The sequence below is a fragment of the Actinoplanes lutulentus genome (genome assembly GCF_003259845.1).
Classification (GTDB): Bacteria; Actinomycetota; Actinomycetes; order Mycobacteriales; family Micromonosporaceae; genus Actinoplanes; species Actinoplanes lutulentus.
The window spans coordinates 152,264-166,185 of the sequence record NZ_QLMJ01000010.1; the positions used below are offsets into that span (position 1 = coordinate 152,264).

The following is a 13,922-nucleotide window of genomic DNA, read 5'->3' on the forward strand; positions in this document are numbered from 1 at the left end:
GCTCGTCTCGATGGGCAGCTCGGGCACCGGTAGCCAGTCCACCCCGAGCGGCTCCGGCCCGAATCCGTCGTCGTGACCGGCCCGTGGTTCGCCGTCCGCAACCGTCACCGCAAAAACCGATGTCATGCCGGATGGGTACGGCATCTCCAGCACGTATCGGGCGTCGCCGACCACCAGCCCGGTCTCCTCGAAGACCTTGCGGTGCAACGCTTCCTCGGCCGTCTCGCCCGGACGCAGACCACCGCCTGGCAGGGTCCACCACTCGCCGCCGCCTGATCGCCGGCTTCGCTCGTGCACCATCAGCACACGGCCTTCCCTGACGATCACGGCAGCGGCCCGTCTTCGTTCGGTCACGAATCGCAGGCTAACCGCAGGAGCTGTGCGGCGCAGAACTCATTCATTCCTCTGTGGATGACTTCATCCATCGAAGAACGGGCAAATAGTCATCTTTACTTCGGAACGGTGACCAGCAGATACGTCCGTTCGGTCAACAGTTCCCGGGTCAGCGCGATGCCGGTGCGGTCGGCCAGGAACGACAGGGCGGGTCCGGTGGGTTCCGTCACGTCCGTACCCCCGATGAGGCCGGCCGCCCGCATGGCGGGAACGAAGTCGCCTGGCCGGCTGCCGCCCCAGCGCTCCGGAGCCACCGAATCGAAGTCGAGAAGCACCTCGCCGTCCTGCAGCACCAGCAGGCGTCCGTGCCCGGCAACATCACTTCGGTACGCGAACAGGCTGCGCCCCTTCGACAACGGGCGCACGATCTCACGGGTCACACCGAGCTCACCGGCGTCCTCGACGATCACGGTCCAGTCGCCGAGCCGCGCCAATCCGACGAAGTACCGCTGAGAGGCGTCGACCTCGCCGTCACCGGGTCCGACGAGCTGCGGCCATTCGACCCGTTCCAGCTCCTTGCCGCCGAGCCGGTCGATCACCTGTTTCGGGGTGAGGTCCTGGACGAGGGTGAAGCAGAAGCCGGCGGCGAGATCCGATTCCCGCAGCGGCCAGGTATAGCCGTCGGCCGGCACGGCGGAGGCACTGACGTCGGGCACGGTGGCGCCCGTGTCAGCACAGCCGGCCAGGCCGGCGAGAGCGACGAGGAGAAGGATGGAGCGGCGTTTCACGATCAACAGTCAACCAAAGCTTCGCCCGCGCGGTTGACCCGCTCTCGCTCTGAGTTTCGGCTTGAAGTTCGGCTTTAGGTTCGGCGCGACCAGGGCCACCGCAAGCGCCACGGTCGCCCAGACGTAAAGGTTGCTGCCGAGGAACGCATCCCAACCGTGAGCGCGACAGCGACTGCCGGATTCGCCGCGCCGTTCCCACGCAGCCACCAGACCCAGCAGACGACCACGATCAGGACGGCGACCAGCCACCAGACCGACGAGACGTCCAGCCGGGCGACCACGCCGCGCAGCGACTGGTTGGAGACGTACTCCAGCTTGCCGACGCGGCCCGTGTCCCAGAGCGCCTCGGTCCAGAAGACCCGGGACGCCTGCGGCGCGATCAGGGCCGCGAGAACGGTCGCGCCGGCAGCGGTACCGACAGCGATCGCCGCCGAGCGGTACTGCCGGGTCAGCAGCAGGTAACCGACGAAGACCGCCGGCGTGAGCTTGATCGCGGCGGCCAGGCCGATGCCGACGCCGGCCCAGCAGGGATAACGCAGACCAGCCGTGACCAGGACCAGCAGCACGAGATTGACCTGACCGAAACTGAACGTGTCCCGAGCCGGTTCGAAAAGCAGCACCGCGAGGAATGCCAGGGCGCTGAGCCAGCTGATCCGGCGCAGCGCGGGCGGAAGAAACCAGCGCAGCAACAGGATCACGCAGAACACGTTGACGATCAGCGAAACAGCCACCGCCACCGGCCACGAAGTGAGCGCCAACGGACTCAGAACCAGGGCGGCGAACGGCGGATAGGTGAAGCCGTACACCGATTCCTGGTAGCGGAACGCGTACAGATCCTCGCCGGTGAGCAACCAGTGCTGCACCGCGCCGCGGTAGACGCCGAGGTCGAAGAACTCGCGAAACGTCGGCACGGTAACCGTGAAAACGCCGACAACAACCGCCGCGAACAGCACGAGAAACCAGCGGCCCCTCATTGCGCGACCGCCCTGGAATAGGCGGCGGTCCGCGCCACCAGAAATGCGCCGGCACCCAGAAACGCACCGAGCAGAGCCAACATCAGCCGGTCGCCGTCCGCCGCGAATCCATCCGGCAGAACCATCAAAACCAACAACCCGCAAACCCCAGCGAGCGTACGCCGAACGCCCTGCCCGACTGCCACCGCGGCGATCGGCACCAGTCCCCACACGAGGTACCAGGGACGGATGGCGGGACCGAAAAGCACCAGCGCCACCAGCACGATGCCGAGCCCATAGACGGGTCCGAGGCGGGCCCGGTGAATCCAGACAAGCACCGCCACGATCAGCGTGGCGAGAAGGCCGGTGCCGCGCCACAGGCTGTGCATGAGCTCGGCGCCGGCGGCGTCCTGGGCCATCGTCGCGCTCCATCTGCCGAGCAGCCCGGTCAGCGACCAGTTCCCGGCGGTGATCGGAGTGCCGAGGGCGGTTATCCAGCCGTACCCGGTTCCGGCCACCGCGGTGATCAGCACGGTGGCGAGGGCAGCGGTGAAGCCGACCGCCACCGAGGCCCTGGTCTGCGGCCAGGAACCGCGCAGCCGGCCGGCCCAGATCACCGCCACGGCCACCAGGCCGAGGGCGGCCGGCGCCTTGATCAGGGCGGCTCCGGCAACCAGTACCGCACCGAGAACCGGCCGATTTCGAACAGCTGCCGCCAGCCCCGCGGCGAGCAGGCCGGCCATCAGCGCGTCGTTGTGCGCCCCGCCGATGAAGTGGATGAGCACCAGCGGGTTCAGCACGGCCAGCCAGGTAGCGGCCGAAGGGCTCACCCCGGCGGAGGTAGCGAGAGCCTTGAGTGCCACGGCCAGCAGGATCAGCCCGCCGACGGCGACGAGACGCATCGCGATGACCCCGCCGACCATGTGAGAACTGAAGAGCCCGGCGACGGCCTCAGCGACGATCAGGAAGGCCGGACCGTACGGGCTGGGGGTGTGCTGCCAGATCGCCGGCACCTGTTCGGCAAAGGCGCCGCCGAGCACCGCCGGCCCGTACCGGTACACATCCAGACCGGAATCGATCATCAGCCCCTGTGCGAGGTAGCTGTAGACGTCCCGGCTGAACAGTGGTGGGGCGATGAGGAAGGGCGCGCCCCAGAGAGCCAGGGTCTGCCAGTGTGTCCGGCAGGATTCGTCGGGTGTGCTCCTGGTCACTCGCCCGTACCACCACCAGGCGAGAAGGAGCAGCGCCAGCCCGCTGTAAACACAGACCAGACCGACCCGGGCATGCCGGACCTCGGTCACGAAGGTGACCCCGACCGGAAGCGCGCCGGCGGCGAACCCGCCCCCGGTAATCAGAGAGGAGCCGGCCGCCCCGGCGACACGCGAGAAGGCAAGCTGCCGCGCGCCATGATCGCTGAACACGGCCGCACTCTTTCAACGAAGAGTGTCGAACCGACCAACCGGAGTTGAAAGTGGACCCCAGCCGACCTGAACACGCCGGCGGCTGCCTAATCCTCCAGGCCGGCGAACGGCTCGACCGTCCACGGACTTCTGGCGTCCTTGCGGAATGCCACATGTCCCAGCGGCAGGTTCGCCACCTGCTCCACCGAGGGGTCGAGGTCGACGAGGTGAGTCAGGCAAGCCACCTGAACGGCACCCGGCGCGTTCCAGTCGTTCACGCCGTCGCTGACAAGCCAGCCGTTGTCATCGAGGTGAATGACCTCCCGAGCCGGTTCGGCACCGTCCGAAACCGTCCGCTGGATGACCGCGCCCAGGTCCTCAGGAAAGCGGTCCCCGGGAAACGGAAACGGTCGCTCCTTGAAGATCTCATGGTCGCCGGAACACCTGGCCTGCGTCTGCTCACCCTGATCCACCCAGCCACGATAGTGCCGCGACCCGGCCGGACACGCTGGAACCTCTCCGTCCATCGACGCTAGTATCTGCGGGCTTTGGCCTTCAACGGGGGAAAGACCTAGATGCGACGAATGATTCTGGCCGGCGGCGTGGTGGCGCTGGCCCTACTGATCCCTGCGGCACCGGCGACGGCACAGGCCGCAACTCCGGGGCTCGACGCGGCCTGCCAAACGGTCGAGCGCAAGCTCTTCAAAGACATCCGCGAGCTGATCACCATCGACCTGGAAACTGCCACGGACGTCGAGATCCGGGTTGTCGCCAACCGGATCCTGGCCGCGGCGAAAACCGACTCGTTGCCCGTCCTGCCCGGCGCGATCCAGGATCGGCTGGACGGCACCGCGGACGACCTGCGTGCCTTCCTCAAGAAGGGCGTGCAGACCGCCTGGACGGTGGCTCTGCGGATCTCGGTCAACCGAACGATGACCGACGCCGGCGCCAACGTGCAGGCTGCCGCACAGAAGGTGCTCGGCAACGGCACCATCGACGCTTTCCTGACCTACCTGAACGAGGATCTGTACACCGCACGCGCCCTCGACTGCGCGTCGCAGCCCACCCCGACGGCAAGCGCCTCGCCCAGCACCACACCGAGCGCCACGCCCAGCACCAGTCCCAGCGCCACGGCGAGCACGAGTCCCAGCGCCACGACAACTGCCACACCTGCTGCTACGCCCTCCGCCAGCACGGACGCTCCCGCCGGCGAGGATGGCGAAGACGGTGGACTGCCCGTGACCGGTACCGACACCGGAACCATGGCCGGCGTAGGCGGCGCGCTACTGCTCCTCGGCGGAGCCGGCTACCTGATCGGCCGCCGCCGCCGTTCCCGCTTCGTGGCCTAACCGGCCCGCAATGAGAAAACCCCAGGTCAATGACCTGGGGTTTTTCATTGAGCAAGCTCTCGCGAAATCGCCTGGTGAGAGGCGTTGAAAGTGGAGCCCAGGGGACTTGAACCCCAAAGGCGAGATCATCGGCTTCTCAGTAGCGAACCGTCGTGTGAGCTGCTGTTGTCTTAGATCAAAGCTCGTCATCTGACATCACTTTGCGGGCTTATGTGGTCCCGATATGGTCCGGATGATCTTCTCACGCTGGCTGTACTCGGTCGCCGGTCACATCGCCATTTCCCGTCGGCCGTTCCGTCGGCCCTTCACTGTCAGGTGATCCCTCTGCGACTGCATCCTCGTTAGCGGGAGCGGAAAGTGCGTCCTCAACGTCGTCTCCCCCACCCTCCACCTGAAGCGCGTTGAGTGCCTCTAGCCTTGCGTACATCTCCGCATTCCTTGCGCGGCGCCGCTCGTCCTCGATTTCGCCGTCTCGCACAAAGACGCTTAGCCCGCCGTCTGATTCGGTCCACTGCTTGACCGAAGAGCTCAACTCGCGAAGAGCCTTCGCGGCATGGTGCGTTCCGAACGTCTCCACCCACATTCGGCTCTTGTAGAAGCCCCAATCAAGAATCGCCTGCGTAGGCGGCATGTTCTTGTCATGCGAATCCTGATAGCGAAGCGTCACCTCGTATCTATCAGGCAGGTTCGCATCCTTCCTCGAAACACCGCTATCCCAGAAAATGCGCCATTCCTGTCCAGGCACCAAGACGGGCAAGGACTCGAATACCCTGACCTCCTCGGTGGCGTCTTTACCGGAAGACGTTCGCTTCAGAGGAGGTTGGCAGTCCATCTGCACATTCCGCGCCACTGTCGTACCAAAGTTCTTCACGACCAGCTCCACAATGTGCTGGCTGGTCTGGCTGGCCTCCATGAAGGCAACCACGTAGGGCTGTGCCTGCTCTTCTCGGAGTGTTCGCGCTTCGCGTACTTGGCGGAAAGCCGCGATGCTGGCCACTAAAGCGATCGCCGCAGTAGTCCAACCGGCACCCGCAGCCCAAGCATCTGGGTTTGTGCCCCCGATCCAATCCCACAGGTCACGGCCAAGCTGGCCGACCCGTCCCAGGAAGTCCGACATCGCGGCAGCGTACCGCCCGCCATCCCGTCCGCCGTCGACCCACACACCGTGAAGCAGGTCTGGGCCTGGGTGACAAGGTGGAGCGCCCAACCGGACGAACGACCTTGCCACCCAGGCCCAGACCTGCTCGGCTTCGCCTGGGTCGTCGGTGGTCGGGATGGCATTCATCCCAGAAGTCCGAGTGCCCCCGCCGGAGGCGTCGCACTGTCTCTGCTCGCACAGCAATCGGCCGGCGCGCCGGCCGATGCCGGGCGGAGCCCGCCAGCAGGCCGAGTGCGACCGGCCCGCGCCGCGCTTGCGCGGCGCCTTGATCCAGTACAGGCAAATTCGGCAACATCACCCAACCGGAATCCAGATCCCGGATCCTCTTCGCCGCAGCTAGAGTATTAGTCGATCAAGATTCTTTGTTCGAGCCAGCCGCGTCATCATTAAGCTCTTCCGAATCCGCCCGCTCCTCGTTTTCGAAGTCTGCTACCGACCTAGTCAGCTCGTTTCGCAGCCTAACAACTTCAACGGTGAACTCCGAATCATCGCCATACTTCCATTTAGCAAGCCGCACCGCTTCCTCCATGAACGGAATAGCTTCTCTCCGTACCGCGGCAACCTCAGCACCGCCATTCTCACCAGCCCGGTGAGTGATAATTGCCGAAAGGCGCAAGAGAGCCGCAACCCTATCCGAGGGGTTTGGGTCATGATTTTGAGAACGCGTCGCCAGAATATCTCGAAGTATTGGCTCCGCCAGATCATCCTGCCCAAGGCTATTCAACACTGCCGCTAAATTACTCATAGCACGAAGAGTGGATGGATGCGAAGGACCGTAAACCCTACGCATGGCGCGCACAGTTTCCTCAAACGTTTCCCTCGCCTGCGCATAATTTCCGAGGCTCCTCTGTTCAACACCAAGGTTGTTCATTGAGGTAAGAAATGAAGGATGATCAGGGCCGAGTATTCGGCGATACCCCACCAACGCACGTTGCAATAATTCCTCAGCGAGCACGTGTTCACCCGTCCGGGCAGCCATCGTCGCCCTATTATTAAGGGCAGCGAGCGTGTCGGGATGATCTTCCCCATAAGCCTCAAGAAGCGCGGAAATAGCGCTATCCATGAGAGCAGAAGCCTCTACATCGTGACCGCTATTCGCCAGCGATAGTGCCAAGTTGTTCACAGTTGTTAGGGTGACCGGATGAGTTTCGCCTAGAATTCGCTCCCTTGTTTGCAAAGTTTCGCGCAACAATGGAGTGGCATCATTCGGTCGACCGGCACGCAAAAGGACAGCAGCCAGGTTACTTTTGGTTACAAGCGTGTCCGGATGCTCAGCGCCGAGAACCTTCTGCCGCGCTTGCAAGGTATCCGAAAGTAGGTCAATGCCTGCTGTAACATCTCCTGCATCGACTAGTGCGGTGGCAAGATTGCTTTTTGCTGTAAGCGTTTCCGGATCCTCCTCTCCCAAAGTCCGACGCATAGCATCAAGGGTTTCCTGGAAGATCCGCCGAGCGCTCGAGAAATCACCTAGATCGCGGAGAGCAGCAGCGAGGTTGTTTCTTGTCGTAAGAGTGCTGCGATTATTCTCGCCAAGCTTTTCTCGACGTTCCTCTAATACCAGCTCCAAGAGCCTCCTGGCTTCAGATGGATCGCCCAACTCTCGGAGAGCCGAGGCGATATCTGCCATTAGGTCCACAGCACTTTCAGCGGCTGCACCCTCGCCTCCCTGGGCGGTAGAGAGCCATTGCCGCAACGCTTCCGCAACCGCGGTTAGGCGCCCTCGCATTTCGCTTGCGACACGCGCCCTATCAACAGACTCGGGCAAATCAGCAAGCAGGTTCGAAAGCTCTGTGGCATCGCCTTCATTCGCTTCCTCTACCTGGCGACGAAACCGCTCGACCCGTGCTAGAACATCAGACATTGGATCGGTCATCATGGCCCTCGCCGGTTTCACCGTTTCGCTTCCAGGTCGATTCAATTTGTAGATAAGCTATTGCCAGCTCTTCACTGAAGATCTCGACCGACTCCGACTTTGTGCCATCCCAGCGGTTGATTCGAAGCATTGGACCGCCCTGGGTAGGTTTTTCCGGCTCGGTATATACCACAGTGCCTTGATTTATACCTACTGCTATGCCACCCGATTGCTGACTACTGTCCTGGCCCAAGGTAGCGCTAGGGCTGGCATCCAGCTCCCGACGCTGAGCGGTTGCCGCCACCCATGCTGCAAGTCCTGAGAGCGCAAGGACTGCTCCACCGACTACCCATGGGTAGGGCTCCCAGTTCTCCCAGGACTCTGGCACCAGGTCAGTCGCCATGTTGATGACGAAACCGAGTCCAGCTGTTAGCCAGACGCCCAGGCCTACGAGTGTGGGCAACAGCCAAGACCGCTTTTGGTCACTCGGGCCCGCTGCTTGACTCGCCATAGTGTTCGATCGTGCCAGACGCGGATGATCGAGGGGACCTGCGTCGGCAACACGTCCTCCAGGCAGCACCCGTACGTGCTCACCTGCGCTTCCCCATCGCCATCGTCGATCTACTAGAGCAACTCGGTAATTCACTGCACAGGGCTGGTTCACTCGCCTCTGATGAGGCTGGGGCGGCCGTGGATATGGCCGCCTTATGACCGTTTTAGCTGGTCTACGTCCCGAAACTACACGCGTGCGGCTGAGGCCACCGCCGTCCAAGCGTCGAGCCTGTCGAGGGCAACTTGGGTCAAACTTGCGATCCGGCGAGTCATATTTGGCGACCCCCGGGCTGACCGAATCCTAATGACCAAAACCGCAACGTCGTAAGTGTGCTCGCCGCTCATACCGCGTGGATCGATGTACTTCCAATCCCGTAGACCGCTGGAGATGATATTGCCGCTTGAGGCGTCGCCGTGGCATAGGGCGGGACGGTGATCGCGGCCCAGATCGTCCAGAAGCGCCAAGGCGGTCTCCCGCTCTCCTGCTGGAGCAACGGATGTGCCCGGCCGGAGGTCCGTAAGGTGGTCGTCTTCGAGCCGCTCACGAAGCCAATGAAAAATCGAGGGCCTGTCGGGTCGGGGCGCCGCCTGATCGGCCATCGCTGCCAGCGGCTCGAAAAGCGCACGCGGATCAACCGTGGCTGGGTTGGCCTGGCTGAGAGGTGTGCCTGGAAGCACCCGGTCGAGCACAGTCCAGGTGCAGTGATCCGTAGTGAGCGTTTCGTGCACACGGGGAGCGGCGCGGCGCCCAGGTCAGCAAGCGCGGCCGCAACAGCGGCTTGATCGCTTCGTGCGGGTCGGGACTGCTGCGGATCACAAGCGGGCCGTCGGCGGTGTCGACCGCGACCACGAACCCGTACCGCGCTGACAGCACCTCACGCGGGGTGGCCCGGTAGCGCTCGCAGATCGCCCGGAACTGCTCCTCGACGTGCGCGGCCCACAGGTCGGCTGCTTCGGTACGGCGGGTTCTACCTCAGCCTGCCCAAGGGCGTCCGCACCTTCGACCCGGCCGCCGGCACCCTCGACCTGGACCCGATGGTCGCCGCCGCGCTGGAGTACCACGTGAAGGAATACCCGCCGGTCGAGGTCGGGATGCCGGACATCACGACCGGTCGCCCGGTCCGGCGCGCGGTGCCGCTGCTGTTCACCACCGTGCACGGCAATCCGTTCACGGACCGCACCTGGTCGGCTGAGTGGGTGAAGTGGCGCCGGGCCGCCGGCTGGCCCGAGGAACACGGCGGCTTCCACGCGCTGCGGCACTGCTTCGCGACCACGCTGATCACGAATCACGCGGACCCGAAGGAGGTTCAGAGAGCGCTACGGCACTCCATACTCCAGATCACCCTGGAGACCTACGTCCACTTCTGGCCGCGCCGTGAGCGCCGCCGTGGAGTGGTCGGAGAGGTGCTGAAGTCGGCCGCTGCGGGCCGGTGGGACCACCAGTGAAGTGGTCCCGAGATGGTCCCGAGATGGTCCCAAAGATCTTGGAACTCAGAATTGCCTGGTCAGGGACCAGAAAAGTGGAGCCCAGGGGACTTGAACCCCTAACCCCCGCCTTGCAAAGGCGGTGCTCTGCCAGTTGAGCTAGGGCCCCGTTTCGCTGATTAGCGAAGGTCGGGGGAAGTGGTGGCCTCGTGCCACAGGGCACGCTCGTCGCTGGAAGCCTTGACCTTCTTCACAACCAGGTAAGCAGCACCAGCCACACCGGCCACGATCAGAAGCTTCTTCAGCACGAGCACATCCCCTCGGAAATACGAGCACGCGAACCCCGTACAAAAGCAAACCGCAACCCACCAGCAAGCGCAAGCGAATCGCACCGTGGGGGGTTCGGGGGGCTCGGCCCCCCCGGCAGACATGACGAAAGTGACCTGGTTGGTGGAAACTCACCAACACAGATCACCCATCACGATCGTGGGGCTAGATGGAATCGAACCATCGACCTCAGAGTTATCAGCTCTGCGCTCTAACCGACTGAGCTATAGCCCCCTCAACTGCGGGGTGAACGTTACCGCATCGGGTTGCGAGCCTCCAAAGCGGGGGTGGCTCGCAACCCGACCAGATGTCAGTCCCGCTCGGCGAGCGTGAGCTCGACGCCGCCGACGAGGTCGGCGCAGACGTTGTAGATGAACGCACCGAGGGTGGCCAGCGCGGTGAAGAGCACCACGTTGACCGCGCCGATCAGCATCGACGTGCCGATCACGCCCCATGCGGTGATCCGGAAGGAGCCGCCGGAGCTGGCCTCGGCGCCGCCGCTGGCGGTGACGAGGTCCTTGAGGCTGTTGTTGACCGAGCTCCACACGCCCATGGTGTCGAGGGCGAGGTAGAGCACCGAGGTCGCGACGACAACCACGATGAAGAGCACGATCGAGACTGCGAACGCGAACTTCATGACGGACCAGGGGTCGATCCGCTTGAGGTTGAGCCGGGCCCTGCGGGGTCCGCGTGCCGCGGCCGAGGAGACCGTGGAGCGCGCGGAACGAACCGCCTCGGAGACACGGGCGGCACCGACCGCCGCGGATCCCGCGGCCGGCGGACCGGAACGCTGCTTGGCCGCGCCTGGCGCGGCCGGCGCGGCGGTCCCAGATGGCCGCTGCGGGCCGGTCTGGCCCTGACCCGGTGCGGGTGCACCAGTGGGACGTCCCTGGGAAGCCCCCGGCGCCGCACCCTTGCCCTTGGTGACGACCGGCACGGATGCCGAGCCCTTCACGACGGACGGACCGCCTGGCCGCTTGTCAGCGGCCTGGCCGTCGCCGGCCGGGTCACCCGGCGGCGGTGCCATGCCCGGCGCCCGAGTGAATTTCGGCGCGGTCGGGGCATCGGCGGGGACAGCGGCGCGCCCTGCGGACTCGCGTCCGTTCGCTGCGGCTGCGTCCTTTTTCGCCGCATCGTCCGGAGTCGCTGAGCTTCCCGGGCCCCCCGACTTCGCCTGTGTCTCCGGCATCAACTAGTCCTGTTCGTCAGGCTCGTCGGCATTGCGAGCAAGCGCCACGATGGTTACACCTTCAGGGAGGTCCATCAGCTTGACCCCCATTGTGTTCCGATCCCTCGTGCGCCGTACAGGCTTCACGGGAGTCCGGATGACACCACCATTGCTGGTGATGGCAAACAGTTCATCCTCCGGGCTGATCACCAGAGCACCCACAAGTCCACCACGTCGCTCCGTGATCTTGGCGGTCAGCACACCCTTGCCGCCACGGCCCTGCACCGGATACTCCTCGATCGGCGTGCGCTTCGCATACCCACCGTCAGTGGCGACCAACACATCCATGCCCTCGCGCACCACTTCCATGGCGAGAAGCTCGTCGTTGTCACTGAACCGCATGCCGATCACACCGGAGGTCGCACGACCCATGGGGCGAAGAGCCTCATCGGTCGCGTTGAAGCGGATGGCCTGCGCCTTCTTGGAGACCAGCAACAGATCTTCCTCGGGTGCTGCCAGCGCCGCGCCCACCAATTCGTCATCCTCCCGCAGGTTGATGGCGATGATGCCACCGCTGCGGTTGGAGTCAAATTCCTCCAGGCGCGTCTTCTTCACGAGCCCATTCTTAGTGGCGAGCACAAGGTACTGCGCGACCTGGTAATCCGGGATCTGGATGATCTGGGCGATCTGCTCGTCCGGCTGGAACGCCAGCAGGTTCGCGACGTGCTGTCCCTTGGCCACACGCATGGCTTCGGGAAGTTCGTACGCCTTCGCCCGGTATACCCGGCCCTTGTTCGTGAAGAACAGGATCCAGTCGTGGGTCGAGATGACGAAAAAGTGCGAGACGATGTCGTCCTGACGCAAGGATGCGCCGCTCACGCCCTTGCCGCCGCGCTTCTGCGACCGGTACAGATCGACCTTGGTGCGCTTCGCATAACCAGTTCGTGTGATGGTCACCACAACGTCCTCGCGGGCGATGAGGTCCTCCATCGAAACCTCGCCGTCGAACGGGATGATCTGGGTGCGCCGCTCGTCCCCGAACTTCTGCACGATCTCGCCGAGTTCCTCGGAAACGATCGCCCGCTGCCGCTCCGGCTTCGCGAGGATGTCCTTGAGGTCGGCGATCTCGATCTCGATCCGGCCGAGCTCGTCGATGATCCGCTGCTGCTCCAGGGCGGCCAGGCGGCGCAGCTGCATGTCGAGGATCGCGGTGGCCTGCACCTCGTCGACGTCGAGCAGCTGCATCAGGCCCTGACGCGAATCCTCCACAGTGGGCGAACGGCGGATCAGGGCGATGACCTCGTCGAGCATGTCGAGCGCCTTGGAGAGACCACGCAGGATGTGCGCGCGCTCCTCGGCCTTGCGCAGGCGGTACGCGGTCCGCCGGCGGATGACCTCGATCTGGTGCTCGACGTAGTACCGGATGAACTGGGCCAGGTTCAGCGTGCGCGGCACGCCGTCGACCAGCGCCAGCATGTTCGCGCCGAAGGTCTCCTGGAGCTGGGTGTGCTTGTAGAGGTTGTTCAGCACGACCTTGGCGACCGCGTCGCGCTTGAGCACGAGGATCAGGCGCATACCGGTACGACCGGAGGACTCGTCACGGATGTCCGCGATGCCGGTGAGCTTGCCTTCCTTGACCAGCTCGGCGATCCGCTCGGCCAAATTGTCCGGGTTCACCTGGTACGGCAATTCGGTCACCACGAGGCACGGACGACCACGCGGGTCCTCCTCGACCTCGACGACCGCGCGCATCCGGATCGAGCCACGACCGGTGCGGTACGCGTCCTGGATCGCCTGCTGACCGACGATCAGACCCTTGGTCGGGAAGTCGGGGCCCTTGACGAACTCGAGCAGCGCCTCAAGCGTCGTGGCCTCGTCGACCTCCGGGTTGTCCAGACACCACTGCACGGCCGCCGCGACCTCGCGCAGGTTGTGCGGCGGGATCTTGGTGGCCATGCCGACGGCGATGCCCTCGGAGCCGTTGACCAGAAGGTTCGGGAAGCGGGCCGGCAGGATCGTCGGCTCTTTGGTACGCCCGTCGTAGTTGTCCTGCATGTCGACGGTGTCTTCGTCGATGTCCCGCAGCATTTCCATCGCCAGCGGGGACAGCTTCGCCTCGGTGTACCGCATGGCGGCGGCCGGGTCGTTACCCGGTGAACCGAAGTTGCCGTTGCCGTCGATCAGCCGGTACCGCAGCGACCACGGCTGACCCATCCGGACCAGGGCGTCGTAGATCGACGAGTCGCCGTGCGGGTGGTAGTTACCCATCACGTCGCCGACCACGCGCGCGCACTTGACGTATCCGCGGTCCGGCCGGAAGCCGGCGTCGTACATCGCGTACAGGATCTTGCGGTGGACGGGCTTGAGGCCGTCGCGGACGTCGGGCAGCGCGCGGCCCACGATGACGCTCATGGCGTAGTCGAGGTACGAACGCTGCATCTCGACCTCGAGGCCGACCGGCTCGACGCGCTGGCTCACACCGCCGCCGGCATCGTCCTGGATCTCGTCGCCGTCCGGGGGCTCGGGAGTGTCAGTCACTGTTAACCCTTACTCAAGGTGATTCCAGGCAAGTTCGGACAAAGCCGACAAAATGCTGTGGATAACACTGTGGAAAGT

The 13,922-nt window shown here is 64.4% G+C and carries 13 protein-coding genes, 2 tRNA genes and 1 pseudogene; 2 read left to right on the top strand and 14 right to left on the bottom strand.

Features of this window, described 5'->3' with window-relative positions; translation table 11 throughout:
- Positions 1-27 precede the first annotated feature (27 nt).
- The 5 genes and pseudogenes from B0I29_RS47825 to B0I29_RS22105 all read right to left on the bottom strand — a co-directional run.
- Positions 28-354, bottom strand: a pseudogene (locus B0I29_RS47825) (NUDIX domain-containing protein); the annotation flags it as partial.
- A 95-nt stretch (positions 355-449) separates the two neighbouring features.
- The gene (locus B0I29_RS22090; RefSeq protein ID WP_146616854.1) at positions 450-1,121 is read right to left on the bottom strand and encodes a DUF6461 domain-containing protein; all 672 of its coding nucleotides are present in this window, start codon (positions 1,119-1,121) and stop codon (positions 450-452) included.
- Positions 1,122-1,195: 74 nt separating this feature from the next.
- The gene (locus B0I29_RS22095; protein WP_111650945.1) at positions 1,196-2,095 is read right to left on the bottom strand and encodes a glycosyltransferase 87 family protein; all 900 of its coding nucleotides are present in this window, start codon (positions 2,093-2,095) and stop codon (positions 1,196-1,198) included.
- Positions 2,092-3,495 (bottom strand): polyprenol phosphomannose-dependent alpha 1,6 mannosyltransferase MptB, encoded by a 1,404-nt coding sequence (gene mptB, locus B0I29_RS22100; protein ID WP_111650946.1) that lies wholly within the window; start codon positions 3,493-3,495, stop codon positions 2,092-2,094. Before mptB ends, B0I29_RS22095 begins: the two co-directional genes overlap by 4 nt.
- A gap of 86 nt (positions 3,496-3,581) precedes the next feature.
- Positions 3,582-3,947 carry a hypothetical protein gene (locus B0I29_RS22105; protein WP_146616855.1) on the bottom strand — a complete coding sequence of 122 codons (366 nt, stop codon included), beginning with the start codon at positions 3,945-3,947 and terminating at the stop codon, positions 3,582-3,584.
- Positions 3,948-4,049: 102 nt separating this feature from the next.
- On the opposite strand from B0I29_RS22105, the gene B0I29_RS22110 reads away from it, so the two are divergent.
- Complete coding sequence (locus tag B0I29_RS22110; RefSeq protein WP_111650948.1) at positions 4,050-4,823, top strand: LPXTG cell wall anchor domain-containing protein; 774 nt, start codon at positions 4,050-4,052, stop codon at positions 4,821-4,823.
- Between the two features lie 241 nt (positions 4,824-5,064).
- Here B0I29_RS22110 and B0I29_RS22115 read toward each other — a convergent pair whose 3' ends face one another.
- From B0I29_RS22115 to B0I29_RS47830, 4 genes are all read right to left on the bottom strand, one after another.
- Positions 5,065-5,940 carry a hypothetical protein gene (locus B0I29_RS22115; protein WP_146616856.1) on the bottom strand — a complete coding sequence of 292 codons (876 nt, stop codon included), beginning with the start codon at positions 5,938-5,940 and terminating at the stop codon, positions 5,065-5,067.
- Positions 5,941-6,334: 394 nt separating this feature from the next.
- On the bottom strand, positions 6,335-7,858 hold the full coding sequence (locus tag B0I29_RS22120) for a tetratricopeptide repeat protein (protein ID WP_111650950.1): 1,524 nt from the start codon (positions 7,856-7,858) through the stop codon (positions 6,335-6,337).
- Positions 7,836-8,237, bottom strand: coding sequence for a hypothetical protein (locus B0I29_RS45255; RefSeq protein WP_146616857.1), 402 nt, complete (start codon positions 8,235-8,237; stop codon positions 7,836-7,838). The genes B0I29_RS22120 and B0I29_RS45255 overlap by 23 nt, the downstream gene beginning before the upstream one ends.
- A 335-nt stretch (positions 8,238-8,572) precedes the next feature.
- Complete coding sequence (locus tag B0I29_RS47830; protein ID WP_111650951.1) at positions 8,573-9,115, bottom strand: aminoglycoside phosphotransferase family protein; 543 nt, start codon at positions 9,113-9,115, stop codon at positions 8,573-8,575.
- A 306-nt stretch (positions 9,116-9,421) separates the two neighbouring features.
- On the opposite strand from B0I29_RS47830, the gene B0I29_RS22130 reads away from it, so the two are divergent.
- Positions 9,422-9,832, top strand: a complete 411-nt coding sequence (locus tag B0I29_RS22130; protein WP_245972672.1) for a tyrosine-type recombinase/integrase — start codon at positions 9,422-9,424, stop codon at positions 9,830-9,832.
- A 75-nt stretch (positions 9,833-9,907) separates the two neighbouring features.
- Here B0I29_RS22130 and B0I29_RS22135 read toward each other — a convergent pair.
- The 5 genes from B0I29_RS22135 to gyrA all read right to left on the bottom strand — a co-directional run bounded on the left by B0I29_RS22135 (position 9,908) and on the right by gyrA (position 13,844).
- A tRNA-Ala gene (locus B0I29_RS22135) sits at positions 9,908-9,980 on the bottom strand.
- A gap of 10 nt (positions 9,981-9,990) precedes the next feature.
- A complete protein-coding gene (locus B0I29_RS46330) occupies positions 9,991-10,119 on the bottom strand; it encodes a DLW-39 family protein (protein ID WP_220091386.1) in 129 nt (42 codons plus the stop codon).
- 179 nt (positions 10,120-10,298) lie between these two features.
- Positions 10,299-10,372, bottom strand: a tRNA-Ile gene (locus B0I29_RS22140).
- Positions 10,373-10,448: 76 nt separating this feature from the next.
- Positions 10,449-11,327, bottom strand: coding sequence for a DUF3566 domain-containing protein (locus B0I29_RS22145; RefSeq protein ID WP_111650952.1), 879 nt, complete (start codon positions 11,325-11,327; stop codon positions 10,449-10,451).
- Positions 11,328-11,330: 3 nt separating this feature from the next.
- On the bottom strand, positions 11,331-13,844 hold the full coding sequence (gene gyrA / locus B0I29_RS22150) for a DNA gyrase subunit A (RefSeq protein WP_111650953.1): 2,514 nt from the start codon (positions 13,842-13,844) through the stop codon (positions 11,331-11,333).
- Positions 13,845-13,922: the final 78 nt, after the last annotated feature.